The organism is Roseococcus sp. YIM B11640 (assembly GCF_049727625.1).
In the GTDB taxonomy this organism is placed as follows: Bacteria; Pseudomonadota; Alphaproteobacteria; order Acetobacterales; family Acetobacteraceae; genus Roseococcus.
Genome location: NZ_JBBJOZ010000004.1, coordinates 176,917 through 190,505 on the forward strand (window position 1 = coordinate 176,917; position 13,589 = coordinate 190,505).

14 protein-coding genes and 1 tRNA gene are annotated in these 13,589 nt (G+C 64.8%); 12 read left to right on the forward strand and 3 right to left on the reverse strand.

The annotated features are described in order from the left end of the window. Positions 1-49 precede the first annotated feature (49 nt). From ffh to WJM96_RS17320, 10 genes are all read left to right on the forward strand, one after another. Positions 50-1,423: a signal recognition particle protein gene (ffh, locus tag WJM96_RS17275; protein WP_424813775.1), complete on the forward strand. Its 1,374-nt coding sequence runs from the start codon at positions 50-52 to the stop codon at positions 1,421-1,423. Positions 1,424-1,475: 52 nt separating this feature from the next. After that, positions 1,476-1,808, forward strand: a complete 333-nt coding sequence (gene rpsP, locus WJM96_RS17280; RefSeq protein ID WP_424813776.1) for a 30S ribosomal protein S16 — start codon at positions 1,476-1,478, stop codon at positions 1,806-1,808. A gap of 27 nt (positions 1,809-1,835) precedes the next feature. Continuing rightward, positions 1,836-2,345 (forward strand): ribosome maturation factor RimM, encoded by a 510-nt coding sequence (gene rimM / locus WJM96_RS17285; protein ID WP_424813777.1) that lies wholly within the window; start codon positions 1,836-1,838, stop codon positions 2,343-2,345. Further along, positions 2,342-3,055 carry a tRNA (guanosine(37)-N1)-methyltransferase TrmD gene (gene trmD, locus WJM96_RS17290; protein ID WP_424813778.1) on the forward strand — a complete coding sequence of 238 codons (714 nt, stop codon included), beginning with the start codon at positions 2,342-2,344 and terminating at the stop codon, positions 3,053-3,055. Before rimM ends, trmD begins: the two co-directional genes overlap by 4 nt. Positions 3,056-3,080: 25 nt before the next feature. After that, positions 3,081-3,479 (forward strand): 50S ribosomal protein L19, encoded by a 399-nt coding sequence (rplS, locus tag WJM96_RS17295; protein WP_424813779.1) that lies wholly within the window; start codon positions 3,081-3,083, stop codon positions 3,477-3,479. A 60-nt stretch (positions 3,480-3,539) separates the two neighbouring features. After that, entirely contained in the window at positions 3,540-4,976 is a 1,437-nt protein-coding gene (gene leuC, locus WJM96_RS17300) for a 3-isopropylmalate dehydratase large subunit (RefSeq protein WP_424813780.1), read from the forward strand. A 1-nt stretch (position 4,977) separates the two neighbouring features. After that, positions 4,978-5,589: a 3-isopropylmalate dehydratase small subunit gene (gene leuD, locus WJM96_RS17305; RefSeq protein ID WP_424813781.1), complete on the forward strand. Its 612-nt coding sequence runs from the start codon at positions 4,978-4,980 to the stop codon at positions 5,587-5,589. A gap of 10 nt (positions 5,590-5,599) precedes the next feature. Continuing rightward, on the forward strand, positions 5,600-6,712 hold the full coding sequence (gene leuB / locus WJM96_RS17310) for a 3-isopropylmalate dehydrogenase (protein ID WP_424813782.1): 1,113 nt from the start codon (positions 5,600-5,602) through the stop codon (positions 6,710-6,712). 79 nt (positions 6,713-6,791) lie between these two features. Further along, a tRNA-Arg gene (locus WJM96_RS17315) sits at positions 6,792-6,867 on the forward strand. 184 nt (positions 6,868-7,051) lie between these two features. Further along, a complete protein-coding gene (locus WJM96_RS17320; protein WP_424813783.1) occupies positions 7,052-8,086 on the forward strand; it encodes an alpha/beta fold hydrolase in 1,035 nt (344 codons plus the stop codon). Positions 8,087-8,105: 19 nt separating this feature from the next. Here the strand turns inward: WJM96_RS17320 and WJM96_RS17325 are convergent, their stop codons facing one another. Genes WJM96_RS17325 through WJM96_RS17335 form a run of 3 tightly spaced genes read right to left on the reverse strand, consistent with a single transcriptional unit; the run spans position 8,106 to position 11,123 of the window. Continuing rightward, positions 8,106-9,068 (reverse strand): Bug family tripartite tricarboxylate transporter substrate binding protein, encoded by a 963-nt coding sequence (locus tag WJM96_RS17325; protein WP_424813784.1) that lies wholly within the window; start codon positions 9,066-9,068, stop codon positions 8,106-8,108. A 53-nt stretch (positions 9,069-9,121) separates the two neighbouring features. After that, on the reverse strand, positions 9,122-9,766 hold the full coding sequence (locus WJM96_RS17330) for a hypothetical protein (RefSeq protein WP_424813785.1): 645 nt from the start codon (positions 9,764-9,766) through the stop codon (positions 9,122-9,124). Next, a complete protein-coding gene (locus WJM96_RS17335) occupies positions 9,759-11,123 on the reverse strand; it encodes an amidase (protein WP_424813786.1) in 1,365 nt (454 codons plus the stop codon). Before WJM96_RS17335 ends, WJM96_RS17330 begins: the two co-directional genes overlap by 8 nt. A gap of 300 nt (positions 11,124-11,423) precedes the next feature. Between WJM96_RS17335 and WJM96_RS17340 the strand changes: the two genes are divergently transcribed. Together WJM96_RS17340 and WJM96_RS17345 are read left to right on the forward strand one after the other, a co-directional pair. After that, on the forward strand, positions 11,424-12,593 hold the full coding sequence (locus WJM96_RS17340; protein ID WP_424813787.1) for a CaiB/BaiF CoA transferase family protein: 1,170 nt from the start codon (positions 11,424-11,426) through the stop codon (positions 12,591-12,593). Further along, positions 12,590-13,483 (forward strand): hydroxymethylglutaryl-CoA lyase, encoded by an 894-nt coding sequence (locus tag WJM96_RS17345; RefSeq protein ID WP_424813788.1) that lies wholly within the window; start codon positions 12,590-12,592, stop codon positions 13,481-13,483. Before WJM96_RS17340 ends, WJM96_RS17345 begins: the two co-directional genes overlap by 4 nt. The last annotated feature ends 106 nt before the right edge of the window (positions 13,484-13,589 follow it).

Genomic DNA, 13,589 nt, shown 5'->3' on the forward strand with positions numbered 1-13,589 from the left:
CTCCGCGAGTTTCGCGCAGCGGCGCATTTTTGTTTGGGGTGGCCCTTTCGTGTTCGAGGCGCTGGGTAACAGGCTTCAAGGAGTATTCGACCGGTTGCGCGGTCGCGGCGCGCTGTCCGAGGCAGACGTGTCCGATGCGCTGCGCGAGGTTCGGGTCGCGCTTCTTGAGGCCGATGTCGCCCTTCCGGTCGTCAAGAGCATCGTGGAGAAGGTGCGTGAACGGGCCGTCGGGCAGGAAGTCATCCGTTCGATCCAGCCTGGCCAGCAGGTCGTCAAAATCGTCCATGACGCGTTGGTCGAGGCGCTGGGCGGCGGTGACGAGGGGGCGCGGGGACTTGATCTGAACGCGCCCGCGCCGGTGCCGATCCTCATGGTCGGCCTCCAGGGCTCGGGTAAGACCACGACTTCCGGCAAGATCGCTCAGCGCCTGCGTGCCCGCGACAGGAAGAAGGTTCTTCTCGCAAGCCTCGACGTCCATCGGCCGGCCGCGCAGTTGCAGCTCGCGCAGCTCGCCGAGCGTGCCGAGGTCACGGGCCTGCCGATCGTCCAGGGGCAGGCGCCGCTGCAGATCGCGGCGCGCGCCATGGATGTTGCGCGGCGCGAGCTCTTCGATGTCGTGATCCTGGATACGGCGGGGCGCCTCTCGATCGACGAGGCCTTGATGGCCGAGGTCGCCGAGGTAAAGGCGGCGGTCCAGCCCCACGAGACCCTTCTGGTCGTCGACGCGATGACCGGCCAGGATGCGGTCAACACTGCGCGTGCGTTCAACGAGCGCATGGGCATCTCCGGCATTGTTATGACGCGCGTCGATGGCGATGCGCGTGGCGGTGCAGCTCTTTCCATGCGGGCGGTGACCGGGGCGCCGATCAAGTTGCTCGGTGCCGGCGAGAAGCTTGATGCGCTCGAGGATTTCCACCCGGATCGTATCGCCAATCGCATTCTGGGCATGGGCGACATCGTGTCGCTGGTCGAGCGCGCGGCGGAGACGATCGATCAGGCGGAGGCTGAAAAGCTCGCTGCTCGCATGCAGAAAGGGCAGTTTAGCCTCGAGGACTATGCCAGCCAGCTGAAGCAGATCGGCAAGATGGGCAGCCTGTCGGGTATCATGGGCATGTTGCCGGGTGCGCAGAAGATCAAGCAGCAGCTCGGCGATGCCAATATCGATCAGTCGATCCTGAAGCGTCAGGCCGCCATCATCAGCAGCATGACGGTGCGCGAGCGTCGCGCGCCAGAGCTTATCAAGGCGTCGCGGAAGCGACGCATCGCGGCCGGTTCGGGTGTCTCCGTGCAGGACGTGAATCGGCTGCTCAAGCAATTCGAGGACATGCGCGACATGATGAAGCGCATGACCAAGATGGGTCAGAAGGGACTGATGCGCGGCGGATTCGCCTCGCTTCTCCCGCAAGGCCGGAGGCCGTTCTGATGGGCCGCCTCCCCCACGATTTTTCGCTTATTAACTCAGGAGAGTAATTCCGATGGGCCTTAAGATTCGCCTCGCCCGCGCTGGCGCCAAGAAGCGTCCCTACTACCATATCGTGGTGGCCGACAGCCGCTCGCCTCGCGACGGGCGCTTCATCGAGAAGCTGGGCAGCTACAACCCGATGCTGCCGGCCGAGCATGAGGATCGCGTCCGCCTGCAGGACGAGAAGATCAAGGAGTGGATCGGCAAGGGCGCCCTGGCGACCGAGCGCGTGGCGAAGTTCCTGGGCCGCGCCGGCATCATTGCCATGCCCGAGTTCCGTGAGCAGCCGAAGCAGTCCGCGCCGAAGAAGAAGGCGCAGGAACGCGCCGCTGCCGCGGCCGGCTGAACGGGCTGACGCGAAAGTCTGAAACGCATGACGGCCGGGAAGATCCTGCTGGGCGAAATCGGGAGGCCGCACGGTGTGCGGGGCCTGATGCGCGTCCGCAGCTTCACGGCTACGCCGGAAGACCTCGTCGCCTACGGCCTTCTGACCGATGAGACGGGAACGCGCAGCTTCTCTGTCGAGATGCTCGCGCCGGACCTCATGCGGATCGAGGGTGTCTCGGACCGTGATGCGGCCTCCCGCCTGACGGGGACGCGCCTCTATGTTGCACGAGATGCCTTGCCGCCTCCCTCGGACCCGGAGGAGTTCTACCTGGCCGATCTCGAAGGCCTTTCCGCTTTCGACCCGGCAGGCAGGTCTCTGGGAGTGGTCACTGGCGTTGAGGACTACGGCGCGGGCGTATTCCTGACTCTCCGGGGGCCACCCGAGCGTCTGGTGCCCTTTACCCGGGCCGTGGTGCCGGAAGTCGATCTGACCGCGCGCCGGATCGTTGTCCTGCTGCCCGAAGAGGTCGTCGTGGAAGGGGAGGGTGCGGCGTGAGCTGGTCCGCCACGATCCTCACGCTCTTCCCGGAGATGTTTCCGGGGCCGCTCGGCACCTCCCTGGCTGGACGTGCGCTGCGTGAGGGCATCTGGGGCTGCCAGGCCCAAGATATCCGTGTCTTCGCCACGGATCGGCACCGCACGGTGGATGATACGCCTTTCGGCGGCGGCGCCGGGATGGTGATGCGGCCGGATGTGATCGACGCCGCCATCTCGGCCACCTTGGCGAAGAATGACGAGCGCCCGTTGATCTACCTAACGCCCCGCGGGCGCCTGCTGGATCAGTCCCTGGTGCGCGACTTGGCTGCAGGGCCGGGCGTGGTGCTCCTCTGCGGGCGCTACGAAGGTGTGGATCAGCGGGTCATCGAGGCACGGCAAATGCTGGAGGTGAGCGTGGGCGACTACGTGCTCTCCGGCGGCGAACTCGGGGCGATGATCCTTCTGGATGCTTGCGTGCGCCTTCTGCCTGGCGTCATGGGCGCCCCGGAAAGTGCCGTCGAAGAGAGCCACAGCGCCGGCTTGCTTGAATATGCCCAGTACACGCGGCCGGCCGAATGGCAGGGCCGTGCGGTGCCGCCTGTCCTGCTCTCAGGCCACCACGCCGAGGTGGCGCGCTGGCGGCGCCAGGAATCAGAGGCCGTGACGCGCGAGCGGCGGCCAGACCTATGGACCAGAATGCAGGTTGCCGGCGGTAGCGCCGCATCCTAAAGCTCATTTCGAAAGGACTAGATCGATGAACCTGTTGCAGCAATTCGACGCCGACCAGAAGGCCCGCCTCGTCGCCGCCCGTCCCGTGCCTGAGTTTGCGCCGGGTGACACCGTGCGTGTCATGGTGAAGGTGGTCGAGGGCGAGCGCATCCGCACCCAGGCCTATGAGGGCGTGGTGATCGCGCGCTCCAACCGTGGGCTGCACAGCAACTTCACGGTGCGCAAGCTTTCCTATGGTGAGGGCGTGGAGCGCGTTTTCCCGCTGCATTCTCCGGCGATCGCTGACATCTCCGTCGTGCGCCGCGGTAAGGTGCGTCGCGCGAAGCTGTACTACCTGCGCGGCCGCACAGGTAAGTCGGCCCGCATCGCCGAGAAGCTGGGGCTGCGCTCTCCGGCTCCGGCGAAGGAAGAGAGTGCGGACTGAGGTCCACTAACAAGGCCGCGCCGCAGGGCGCGGCCTTTTTCATCTATACCCCTGGGGGAAATGCTAATGAGCGCCGGAAAGCCGCGCACCCTGTTCGACAAGATCTGGGATCAGCACGTCGTCGAAACCCTCGCCGATGGCACGGCCCTTCTTTATATCGACCGCCACCTCGTCCATGAGGTGACCAGCCCTCAAGCCTTCGAAGGGCTTCGCGCCGCAGGGCGTCCGGTTCATCGTCCCGACGCCACCATCGCCGTGGTCGACCACAACATCGCGACCGACAGCAGCCGGCGCACTGGCATCCTTGACCCCGAGAGCCGACTGCAGGTCGAGACGCTCGAGCACAACGTGGTCGAGTTCGGCGTGCCCTACATCCCGCTGCTTGATGCGCGGCAGGGCATTGTCCACGTCATCGGGCCGGAGCAGGGGCTTTCCCTTCCTGGCATGACGATCGTCTGCGGTGACAGCCATACGTCGACCCATGGTGCGATGGGTGCACTGGCTTTCGGAATTGGCACCAGCGAGGTCGAACACGTCCTGGCGACTCAGACGCTGCTGCAGAAGCCCGCGAAGAACATGCGCGTGACGGTCGACGGACAGCTGCCCGTGGGCTGCACGGCCAAGGACATCGTACTCGCCATCATCGGCAAGATCGGAACTGCGGGCGGCACTGGGCACGTGATCGAGTATGCCGGCGAGGCCATCCGGGCGCTCGACATGGCCGGTCGTATGACGGTTTGCAACATGAGCATCGAGGCCGGAGCGCGGGCCGGCATGGTCGCCCCCGACCAGACGACTTTCGACTATGTGAAGGGGCGGCCGCATGCTCCGAAGGGTGTGGATTTCGACCGGGCGGTCGCCTGGTGGTCCCAGCTTCCGACAGATCCGGGTGCACATTTCGACAAGGAGGTTCATCTCCGCGCCGAAGACATCGTCCCGATGGTCAGCTGGGGTACGAGCCCCGAGGATGTCGCGCCCATCACCGCCTCAGTGCCCAACCCCGCCGATGTGGCCGACGAGTCGCGCCGCGAGCAGCTCCAGCGCATGGTGGAGTATATGGGCCTGACGCCTGGCCAGAAGCTGACGGAGCTGAAGGTCGATGTCGTCTTCATCGGCAGCTGCACCAACAGCCGGATCGAGGACATGCGTGCCGCCGCGGCTATCGCCAAGGGCCGGCATGTGGCTGAGGGCGTGCGTGCGATGGTTGTTCCTGGCTCGGGCCTCGTGAAGGCTCAGGCCGAGGATGAGGGCCTGGATCGCATCTTCCAGGATGCTGGCTTTGAGTGGCGGGAGGCCGGCTGCTCGATGTGCCTGGGCATGAATCCGGACAAGCTGACGCCCGGCCAGCGCTGCGCCAGCACTTCCAACCGGAATTTCGAGGGACGGCAGGGACCGGGCGGGCGCACGCACCTGGTTTCTCCGGCCATGGCGGCTGCGGCCGCCGTGGCGGGCCACCTCACTGACGTTCGCGATTGGCAGCCAGCAGGGAGCATTTGACATGACGCCCTTCACGACCCTGACCGGTGTCGCGGCCCCGCTGCCGGCGGCGAATATCGATACCGACAAAATCATCCCTGCGCGCTTTCTCAAGACCATCCAGCGGACAGGGCTCGGCAAGCATCTCTTCGCGAATATGCGTTACGAGGAGGATGGCTCCGAAAAGCCTGATTTCGTCCTGAATCAGCCGAAGTATCGCAAGTCCGAAATCCTCATCGCCTTTGAGAATTTCGGCTGCGGCAGCTCGCGCGAGCATGCGCCCTGGGCGCTTCTGGATTTCGGCATCCGCTGCATCATCGCGCCGGACTTCGCGGATATCTTCTATAATAACAGCTTCAAGAACGGTGTGCTGCCCATCAAGCTTCCGCGCGAGATTTGCGAGAAGCTGATGGACGACGCCCGCATGGGCGAGAACGCGCGCATCACCGTCGACCTTGAACGCTCCGTCGTCGTTCGTCCGAACGGGGAAGAGATTTCGTTCGAGATTGATCCGTTCCGTCGTCACTGCTTGCTCAACGGTCTGGATGACATCGGGCAGACCCTGCAGCACAAGCCCGCGATCGACAGCTTCGAGGCCCGCCAGCGTGCGGCCCAGCCCTGGCTCTACGCCTGAAGGATTTCAAATGACTGCGAACAAGAAGCTGCTGGTTCTACCGGGTGACGGCATCGGGCCGGAGGTGATGAACGAGGTCCGCCGCGTCATCGACTGGATGGATCATCGCCGCCGGGCTCGTTTCGAGATCGAGGAAGGTCTCGTCGGTGGCGCCGCTATCGACGCGGAAGGTACCCCCTGCTCGGACAAGACTGTTGCTGCCGCTCGCGCGGCCGACGCGGTCCTTTTCGGAAGTGTCGGCGGGCCGAAGTGGGACAGCTTGGCCTTCGACAAGCGCCCGGAGCTCGGCATTCTGCGACTGCGGAAGGAACTTGGCCTCTTTGCCAATCTGCGTCCCGCCGTCGTGCTCGACCCGCTTGTGGAGGCTTCCTCTCTCAAGCCGGACGTGGTGCGTGGCCTCGACATCATGATTGTCCGCGAGAGCACCGGCGGAATCTATTTCGGTGAGCCGCGCGGCGTTCACGCGGATGCGAATGGCAAGCGCGTGGGCATCGATACCGAAGTCTACTCAGAGGATGAGATCGCCCGTGTGGCCCGTGTGGCGTTCGACCTGGCCCGCAAGCGCCGCAACAAGGTGACCAGCACCGAGAAAGCGAACGTCATGCAGTCCGGCCGTCTCTGGCGCGCCGTGGTTAGTGAGGTTCACAAGGCCGAATTCCCCGACGTCCAGCTTGAGCACATGTATGCCGACAATGCGGCGATGCAGCTGTGCTCTCGCCCCAAGCAGTTCGACGTCATCCTGGCCTCCAACCTCTTCGGCGATGTGTTGAGCGATCTGGCGGCCGCGCTGACAGGTTCTCTCGGCATGCTTCCTTCAGCGACGCTGGGGGCGGTGGGGCCCGACGGGCGGCGCTATGCCCTCTACGAGCCGATCCACGGTTCGGCACCTGACATCGCCGGCACGGGGACGGCCAACCCCAGCGCGCAAATCCTGTCTTTCGCGATGCTGCTGCGCTGGTCCTTCGGCATGGAAGAGGATGCGCGCCTTATCGAGCAGGCAGTGGAGCGCGTCCTGGCGGGCGGAATGCGCACGGCCGACATCATGCAGCCCGGCATGGCGCGAATCAGCACCTCGGTGATGGGCGAAAGCATTATCCGCGAGCTCGACAAGCTCGCTGGCTGAGCGGCAGCCAGCGAATATTGCATGGGTCAGGGGGGTTGCGTCGCGCGCCTCACAGCGGTAATTCCCCGTCCCACGGCAAGCGCCCGTAGCTCAATGGATAGAGCACCAGACTACGGATCTGGGGGTTGGGAGTTCGAATCTTCCCGGGCGCGCCATGATCTCCAGATACATTTATGCGGTCTGGCTCCATTGATCATAGCCGTAATTTCGCCATTCGAGCTTGGCTGAGTTCATCCAACATTCCTGCGTTGGAGATGAGACCGGCATGTCAGGAGACTTGGGTGGCCCCGTGCCAAGCTGTCGCTCGTTGGTGCTGTGGCTAGCCAGATAGTGCCCTGCATGCCGAAGCACGGCCGATTCCGGCTCCCTTTCAGAGCGGGCGGGTCCTGGTCCGCCGTCCTTTTTGCTGCGCTACTCACGGCCTGCGCGCCGGCCGTGGTGGGCGCGGGACCATCTGTCAGAGCCCCCGCTTTGTCCGCTGCCACTTTCCATACGGCAGACGACCAGGCCTTTCGGGTGGCGCGTGCGGAGCCGGAGGGGCCGCCTCGTGCCGTGGTGCTGGGCTTGCATGGGATGAACAATCACGCGACCGGTTTCCTGCGGGAAGTGATCGGGGAGTTCACCGCGGACGGCCTCCGGGTAATTACCTATGATCAGCGCAACCACGGGCGGAACCGGAGGCGCGGCATCTGGCCGGGCGAGGCCGCGCTGACAGCCGACGCGGAAGCCATGATCCGGCTGGTTCGGGAGGAAAACCCGGGCATTCCGCTTTTCGTCCTGGGTGAAAGCATGGGAGCGAATACGGCTTTCATTCTACAGGACCGATTCGCGGGCGACCCCGGCGCCCCGCGCGTGGACGGGTGGCTTCTTCTTTCCCCAGGGCTTTGGACCTTAGCCGACATGGGCCCGGCTACGGCGGCGTCCTTCCATCTCGCACTTCGCAGTTTCCCTGGCCTGGCGGTACCCGGTCGTTCGCCCACCATGATTCCGACCGACAATGACGACGCATTGGAGCGACTCTATGCCGACCCCGACGCCGAGCAGGATGCGCGAGTAGATACGGTCTGGGGTATGTTGCAGATGATGCAGACCACCATGCCACGACTGGCAAATTGCTGCACCGCTCCGACGCTCGTTATGATCGGCGCCCGGGACCCGGTGGCGGAGGAACGCCCGCTCCGAACAGCATTGCGAACGGTGCCGCAGGGACAACCGTTCCGAGTGGCGCGGTATCCTGAGGGAAGGCATCTCCTTCTCCTAGATCGTCGTCGTGACATTGCCGTTCGGGACATCCTGGCTTTCACCCGGGACCCCGCCATGCCCTTGCCCTCGGGCGCGGACCGACTGGGAGGCCAGTGGCTGGCGGGAAACTGACGGCGAACGCGGCGGGAGCCTATTCGGGTTCGATCCCGGCAGCCCGGATCGCGCTTGTCCATTTCGCCGTCTCTCGACGCACGAAGATCGCCGCCTCTTCAGACGTTGAGGGGGTGACGGCCATCCCTAGCGTATCGCCCAGCCGTTGCCGCAACTCGGGATTGGATGCCGCACGTTGTACCGCGGAGTTCAGGCGGGCGATGATGGGCGCTGGGGTGGCCGCAGGGACTGCCAGAACGAACCAGGCAAAAAGCTCGTATTCGGGAAGATTGGCGGCTTCGGCGACGGTGGGAACGTCGGGCAGCTGAGGCGACCGAGCCTTGGTAGTCGCGGCCAGGACCCGTAGTTGACCGCTCTGCGCCGCTGGCAGGATGACGGCCTGATCCGCGACGAAAAGGTCCACACGCCCGGCCACAAGATCCTGTACGGCAAGCGGAGACGAACGATAGGGCACGTGCAGCAGTCGAACTCCGGCCATGGAGGCGAGCATCTCCGTCGCAACGCGTTGAGAAGCCGAGGCAGATGCGTAGCTGATGCCTTCTGGCTGACCTCGCGCGGCGGCTATCAAATCGTTCAGCGACTGGAGGCGGCTAGTGGCCGAAACCGCCACGAGCAGCGGTACCGACGCCAGCAACGAGACCGGCGCGAAGTCTCGCTCCATATCGAATGGTACGCGGCGAAAAAGGGCGTTGGCTGCAGCATTCGTTGAATTCGTTCCGAAGAGCACGGTCATGCCGTCGGGTGTCGAACGGGCCACAGCCTCCGCTCCGATCAGACCAGATGCCCCGGCCCGATTCTCGACGACCACCGGCTGGCCCAGCACTTCGCGCATTCGCTCCGCGAACAGCCGCGCGACGATATCGGTCGCGCTGCCTGCTGCAAAAGGGACGATGCCTCGGATCGGGGCGAGGGGCCAATCCTGAGCGATCGCAGGAAGCGCGACCGACGAGGCGGCAGCAGCCAGAATGGCGCGGCGATGCATAATTTCCTCCTGTTTGGTCCTGGCAATAAGGGAGGCCCACAGATGCGACAAGCTCAGGATAAAGCTACCTTTAGCGCGGCGTGAGCCTTTGCGCTTGCTCGCGCTAGGCGCAGGAGGGAGGGCAGTTCCCAAGGGCGTCGTGCAAGCGCTGCCATAACGCGCAATGGCGCTGGCGAACCGTCGGGATGCAGGCCCACAGCTGCGACACTCGGCAGGGTTTCGTTCGGCCCATCGGCGACCGCGCGAAGGACGGCAAACTCAGCCCCGCGCTTCGCGGCGAAGCGCGCAGCCACTCCACTTTCCATATCCACCGCGGCCGCGCTGCTCGCCAGATGAAGTGCCGCCTTCTGGGAAGCGGACTGCAAAAGAGTATCGCTAGCGGCCAGGATCGCCGGCTTGGCGCCTGTACGAAGCGCGATCGCTTTCCGCCATGGCGCGTCGCAGGTGAAGCGGCCTGTCGCTGTCGCCAAGGATGTGGCGACGAAAATGTCGCCGGATCGGGTGCAGGGATCGAGGCCGCCGGCAACACCGAATGACAAGACATGGGTCACGTCGTCCGGTAGGCTCGCCAGCAAAACTTCGAGGCGTTCGGGGTCGCCACCCGAGATGGCAACGCGGCATCCCTTCGGCAGCAACGCCGCCTCGCTTTTCAGGCCAGCCACGACAACGCAACCGGTCGGTATCCACGAATCAGCCATGGAGGGGCGGCGCCATGTCCTTCCAGGGAGCGGCACGCTCGAAGCCATGCGCGGCGCGAAGCAGCAGGGCCTCGGCGAATAGAGGAGCCACCAGCTGAATGGACAGGGGCAGGCCGCCTGAGGAGAGGCCTGCCATCAGGGTGACAGCGGGGTGACCAGTGACATTGAAGGGCGTCCGCGCTTGGCGGGGATAGGTACGCTCGACTTCCGCGATGTCGTCGATCAAGGCAGCGGGGTCCATGCTGCTTGCGGTCAATAGCAGATCGACATCGCGAAATGCATTCTCCACGGCCGCGATCAGTCGAGTGCGATGGCGAGCGGCATGCATCAGGTCCACAGCCGGAAGGAAAAGCCCCGGTAGGAGCCGGCGGCGAGTCACGCCGGCGTAGTCCTCCGGCCGGTTGCGCAACCAGTCCTCGTGCACGACCGCGGCCTCCGCGACGAGAATGACGCGGTTGACGCTTGAGAATTCGCCCAACGGAGGCAGAATGAGATTGGAGACAGTGGCACCTTCGTTCTCCATGAGAGCGGATGCGGCTTCGATCGCCGCCGCCATCTCCGGGTGGGCAGGCTGGTCCCTTTCATGAAAGTGCCGCACGAAGCCAATTCGCAGCCCGCGGAGACCGTCGTTCAGATGGCGTGTGTAGTCCTCGCGGCCGGCGGCCATGATGTTCATCATCAAGGCCGCATCGCGCGTCGTTCGAGTCAGGGGACCAACGTGGTCCAGCGAAAAGGCGAGCGGAAAAACCCCTTCGCGCGGCACCAGTTCATATGTCGGTTTCAGGCCGACGATGCCGCAATGCGATGCAGGATGGCGGACGCTTCCGCCGGTATCCGTGCCGAGGGCAGCCGGAATCATTCGGGCCGCGATGGCCGCTCCCGAGCCAGATGACGAGCCGCCAGGGTGATGAGCCGGATTCCAGGGATTGCGGGCAGGCGGGAAGGGGAGGTCGAAGGCCGGGCCGCCAATGGCGAATTCGTGTGTGGCCAGCTTGCCTGGAAAGACGGCGCCCGCCTTGCGGAGGCGAGCGACCACGGCCGCATCACGTTCGGCATGATGGTCCAGGCGGAGGCGGGAGTGGCAGGTCGTTGGATGGCCCGCGAGGTCGATGATGTCCTTGATGCCTACCGGGATGCCATGCAAGGGGCTGCGGGGACCCGTTCGCGCAATTTCTGTCTCGGCTTCCTTCGCGGCGATGCGCGCTTCCTCGCTGGTCTGCCTCACGAAGGCGTTGATCCTGGGATCGAGAGCCTCGATCCGGGAGATGCAGTCTTCCAGTAGTTCGACGGGTGAGAGCTTACGGGCGGCGATCAGCCCGCTGGCTTCTGCGAGCGTGAGCTCATGCGGCGCGCTCATCGGCGGATTTCTCGGGGAATGAAGGCGGGTGTCGGCTCCAATGCCGGGTCGCTGGTACGGGGCAGCTGCACACGATATCTCGCTACATTGGCGAGGGCGTCGCTCACATCGTCTGGAAAGCGCCGGGCTGTCTCTTCAAGCCGAGCGGCCTTGATCAGAGCTTGAGATGAGGGATCGTCCATGGGCCGGCTTTCAAGGTGGAATGGAAGATTGACGTAAGCGTTGAGGGCAGGAAAGCCTGGGGGCGGTTCCTCATCGCGCCGGTTTTCGCTATCCCCAGAGCATCGACGGGGAAGAAGCATGCTACCCTTGCAGGGTCTCAAGGTTGTGGAACTGGGCCACTACATCGCGGCCCCATATTGTACCCGGCTGCTGGCGGATCTGGGTGCCGAGGTTATCAAGGTGGAGCCACCTGGCGGCGACCCGTTCCGCGGTTGGGGCGCGCAGAAGGATGGGCATTCCGTCTGGTTCAGCGTGCATGGCCGCAACAAGCTGTCGGTCACGCTCGATCTGAAAAGCGAAGAGGGCAAGCGGCGTGTCAGGGCGCTCTGCGCGCGAGCAGACGCCATGGTCGAGAATTTCCGCCCTGGCTATATCGAACGCATCGGGCTCGGCCCCGAGGTGCTGCGGGCGGACAACCCGGCACTCGTGATCGCGCGTATCAGTGGCTATGGGCAGGACGGTCCGTATAGGGACAAGCCTGCCTTCGGTGCCATTGGTGAGGCGATGGGTGGCCTGCGGCACCTCACGGCCAATCCCGGGCAAAACGAGTTTCCGCCACCGCGCTGCGGCGTTTCGATCAGTGATGATCTGGCCGGCATGTACGCGGCGCTCGCCCTCGTTTCGGCCTGCTGGGGACGCGATCGCTCGCAGCAGAAGGCGGGGCGGACTTTGGATCTGGATCTCGTGAGCAGCGTCTTCAGCCTGACGGAGGGGATGCTGCCCGAATTCGGGTTGTTCGGCTGGGTGCGCCAGCCGGCGGGTGCTGCTATTCCGACGGCGGCTCCGACCAACACCTACCCCTGTGCCGATGGAAAGTGGCTCTGCATCGCCGGGAACTCTGACTTCATTTTCAAGAGGTTGATGGAGAAGATCGGGCGACCTGAGCTCGCCGAGGATCCCCGGATGGCGACCAATGGCGGGCGCTGTGCCCACGCCGCGGAACTCGACGCCGCCATCGCTGCATGGACAAAGTCCTTGCCCGCCGTGGCGGCAGAGGCTGCGCTAGAGGCCGCCGAGGTGCCCTGCTCCCGCCTTTACGACATCGCGGACTGTGCCTCGGATCCGCATTTCCGGGATCGCGACATGGTGCTGGAGGTCCGGGATCCCCTGATCGGCCCGGTCCTGCATCCCGCGCCGCCTTTCCGCCTGGATGGTGTCGCCCCCGCCGACATGGTGCGCTGGACGGGCCGGGCGGCAGGGGCCGACAACGAGCATGTATTTGGTGAATTGCTGGGAGAAGCCCGATGAAGGTCACGCTGTCCGAGGTCAGTCCCCGCGACGGACTGCAGCCCATCCAGGGCTTCGTGCCGACGGAACAGAAGATCGCCTTGGTCAGGGCTCTGCACGCCGCGGGCATGCGGCGGATGGAAGTAGGCAGTTTCGTGAGCCCGCGTGCCATCCCGCAGATGGCCGACACCCGAGAGGTCCTCGAGGCCGCTAAGCAGCTGGATGGGCTGGAATGCACCGTCCTGGTGCCCAACCGACGTGGGTTCGACACCGCGCTTGAGGCGGGTGTCGACCGGCTCGGCCTCTTCATGTCGCTGACCGAGGGGCACAACAAGGCCAACCTCAATCGTACCCGAGAGGAGAGTTTTGCCGATCTGGCGTCGATCGTGCGGGACACGCCCGACAGCATGAAGATCCGCTTCAACCTGTCCTGCACGTTTCACTGTCCGTTCGAGGGCGTTGTTCCCGAGAGCGCGGCGCTTGAATTCGTCGAGCGTATCCAGTCTCTGAATCCCCGGATGGAAATCGCGCTGTGCGATACGACCGGCAACGCGGGCCCTGACCAGGTGGCGCGTCTCATGCGCGAGGCCATCAGCCGTTGGGGATCGCGCTTTGCCTTCCATGGCCACGACACTTATGGGATGGGCCTCGCCAATATCGCCGCCGCGTGGGAAGCAGGATGCCGTGTTTTCGACGCCGGTTCCGGCGGAATCGGGGGCTGTCCCTATGCTCCAGGTGCGACGGGGAACACCGCTATGGAAGACGCGGTCTGGATGTTCCGCCGTATGGGGGTCGAGACAGGTCTCGACTGGAAGCGGCTGCTGGCCGCGGCCGACCAAGCGGCTTCCGTGCCTGGAGCCCTGCCCGGCGGGCGGGTCAGGGGCGTGCCGGCTGCGCGCGCGGCGGCCTGACATATAGCTTTCGGGGGTTGGCGAGCCTCCGCTGATCCCGTAGAAGCGCCCCACGGCGACACCCCTGGAGGTCGCCTGCTGACGCATGTGCGGAAGCGAACACACC

Excerpts from the sequence above, each read along its gene's own strand:
- rpsP (WP_424813776.1), top strand. The coding sequence starts at position 1,476 with ATGGGCCTTAAGATTCGCCTCGCCCGCGCTGGCGCCAAGAAGCGTCCC.
- rimM (WP_424813777.1), top strand. The coding sequence starts at position 1,836 with ATGACGGCCGGGAAGATCCTGCTGGGCGAAATCGGGAGGCCGCACGGT.
- rplS (WP_424813779.1), top strand. The coding sequence starts at position 3,081 with ATGAACCTGTTGCAGCAATTCGACGCCGACCAGAAGGCCCGCCTCGTC.
- leuC (WP_424813780.1), top strand. The coding sequence starts at position 3,540 with ATGCTAATGAGCGCCGGAAAGCCGCGCACCCTGTTCGACAAGATCTGG.
- leuD (WP_424813781.1), top strand. The coding sequence starts at position 4,978 with ATGACGCCCTTCACGACCCTGACCGGTGTCGCGGCCCCGCTGCCGGCG.
- leuB (WP_424813782.1), top strand. The coding sequence starts at position 5,600 with ATGACTGCGAACAAGAAGCTGCTGGTTCTACCGGGTGACGGCATCGGG.
- WJM96_RS17320 (WP_424813783.1), top strand. The coding sequence starts at position 7,052 with ATGCCGAAGCACGGCCGATTCCGGCTCCCTTTCAGAGCGGGCGGGTCC.
- WJM96_RS17325 (WP_424813784.1), bottom strand. The coding sequence starts at position 9,068 with ATGCATCGCCGCGCCATTCTGGCTGCTGCCGCCTCGTCGGTCGCGCTT.
- WJM96_RS17330 (WP_424813785.1), bottom strand. The coding sequence starts at position 9,766 with ATGGCTGATTCGTGGATACCGACCGGTTGCGTTGTCGTGGCTGGCCTG.
- WJM96_RS17335 (WP_424813786.1), bottom strand. The coding sequence starts at position 11,123 with ATGAGCGCGCCGCATGAGCTCACGCTCGCAGAAGCCAGCGGGCTGATC.
- WJM96_RS17340 (WP_424813787.1), top strand. The coding sequence starts at position 11,424 with ATGCTACCCTTGCAGGGTCTCAAGGTTGTGGAACTGGGCCACTACATC.
- WJM96_RS17345 (WP_424813788.1), top strand. The coding sequence starts at position 12,590 with ATGAAGGTCACGCTGTCCGAGGTCAGTCCCCGCGACGGACTGCAGCCC.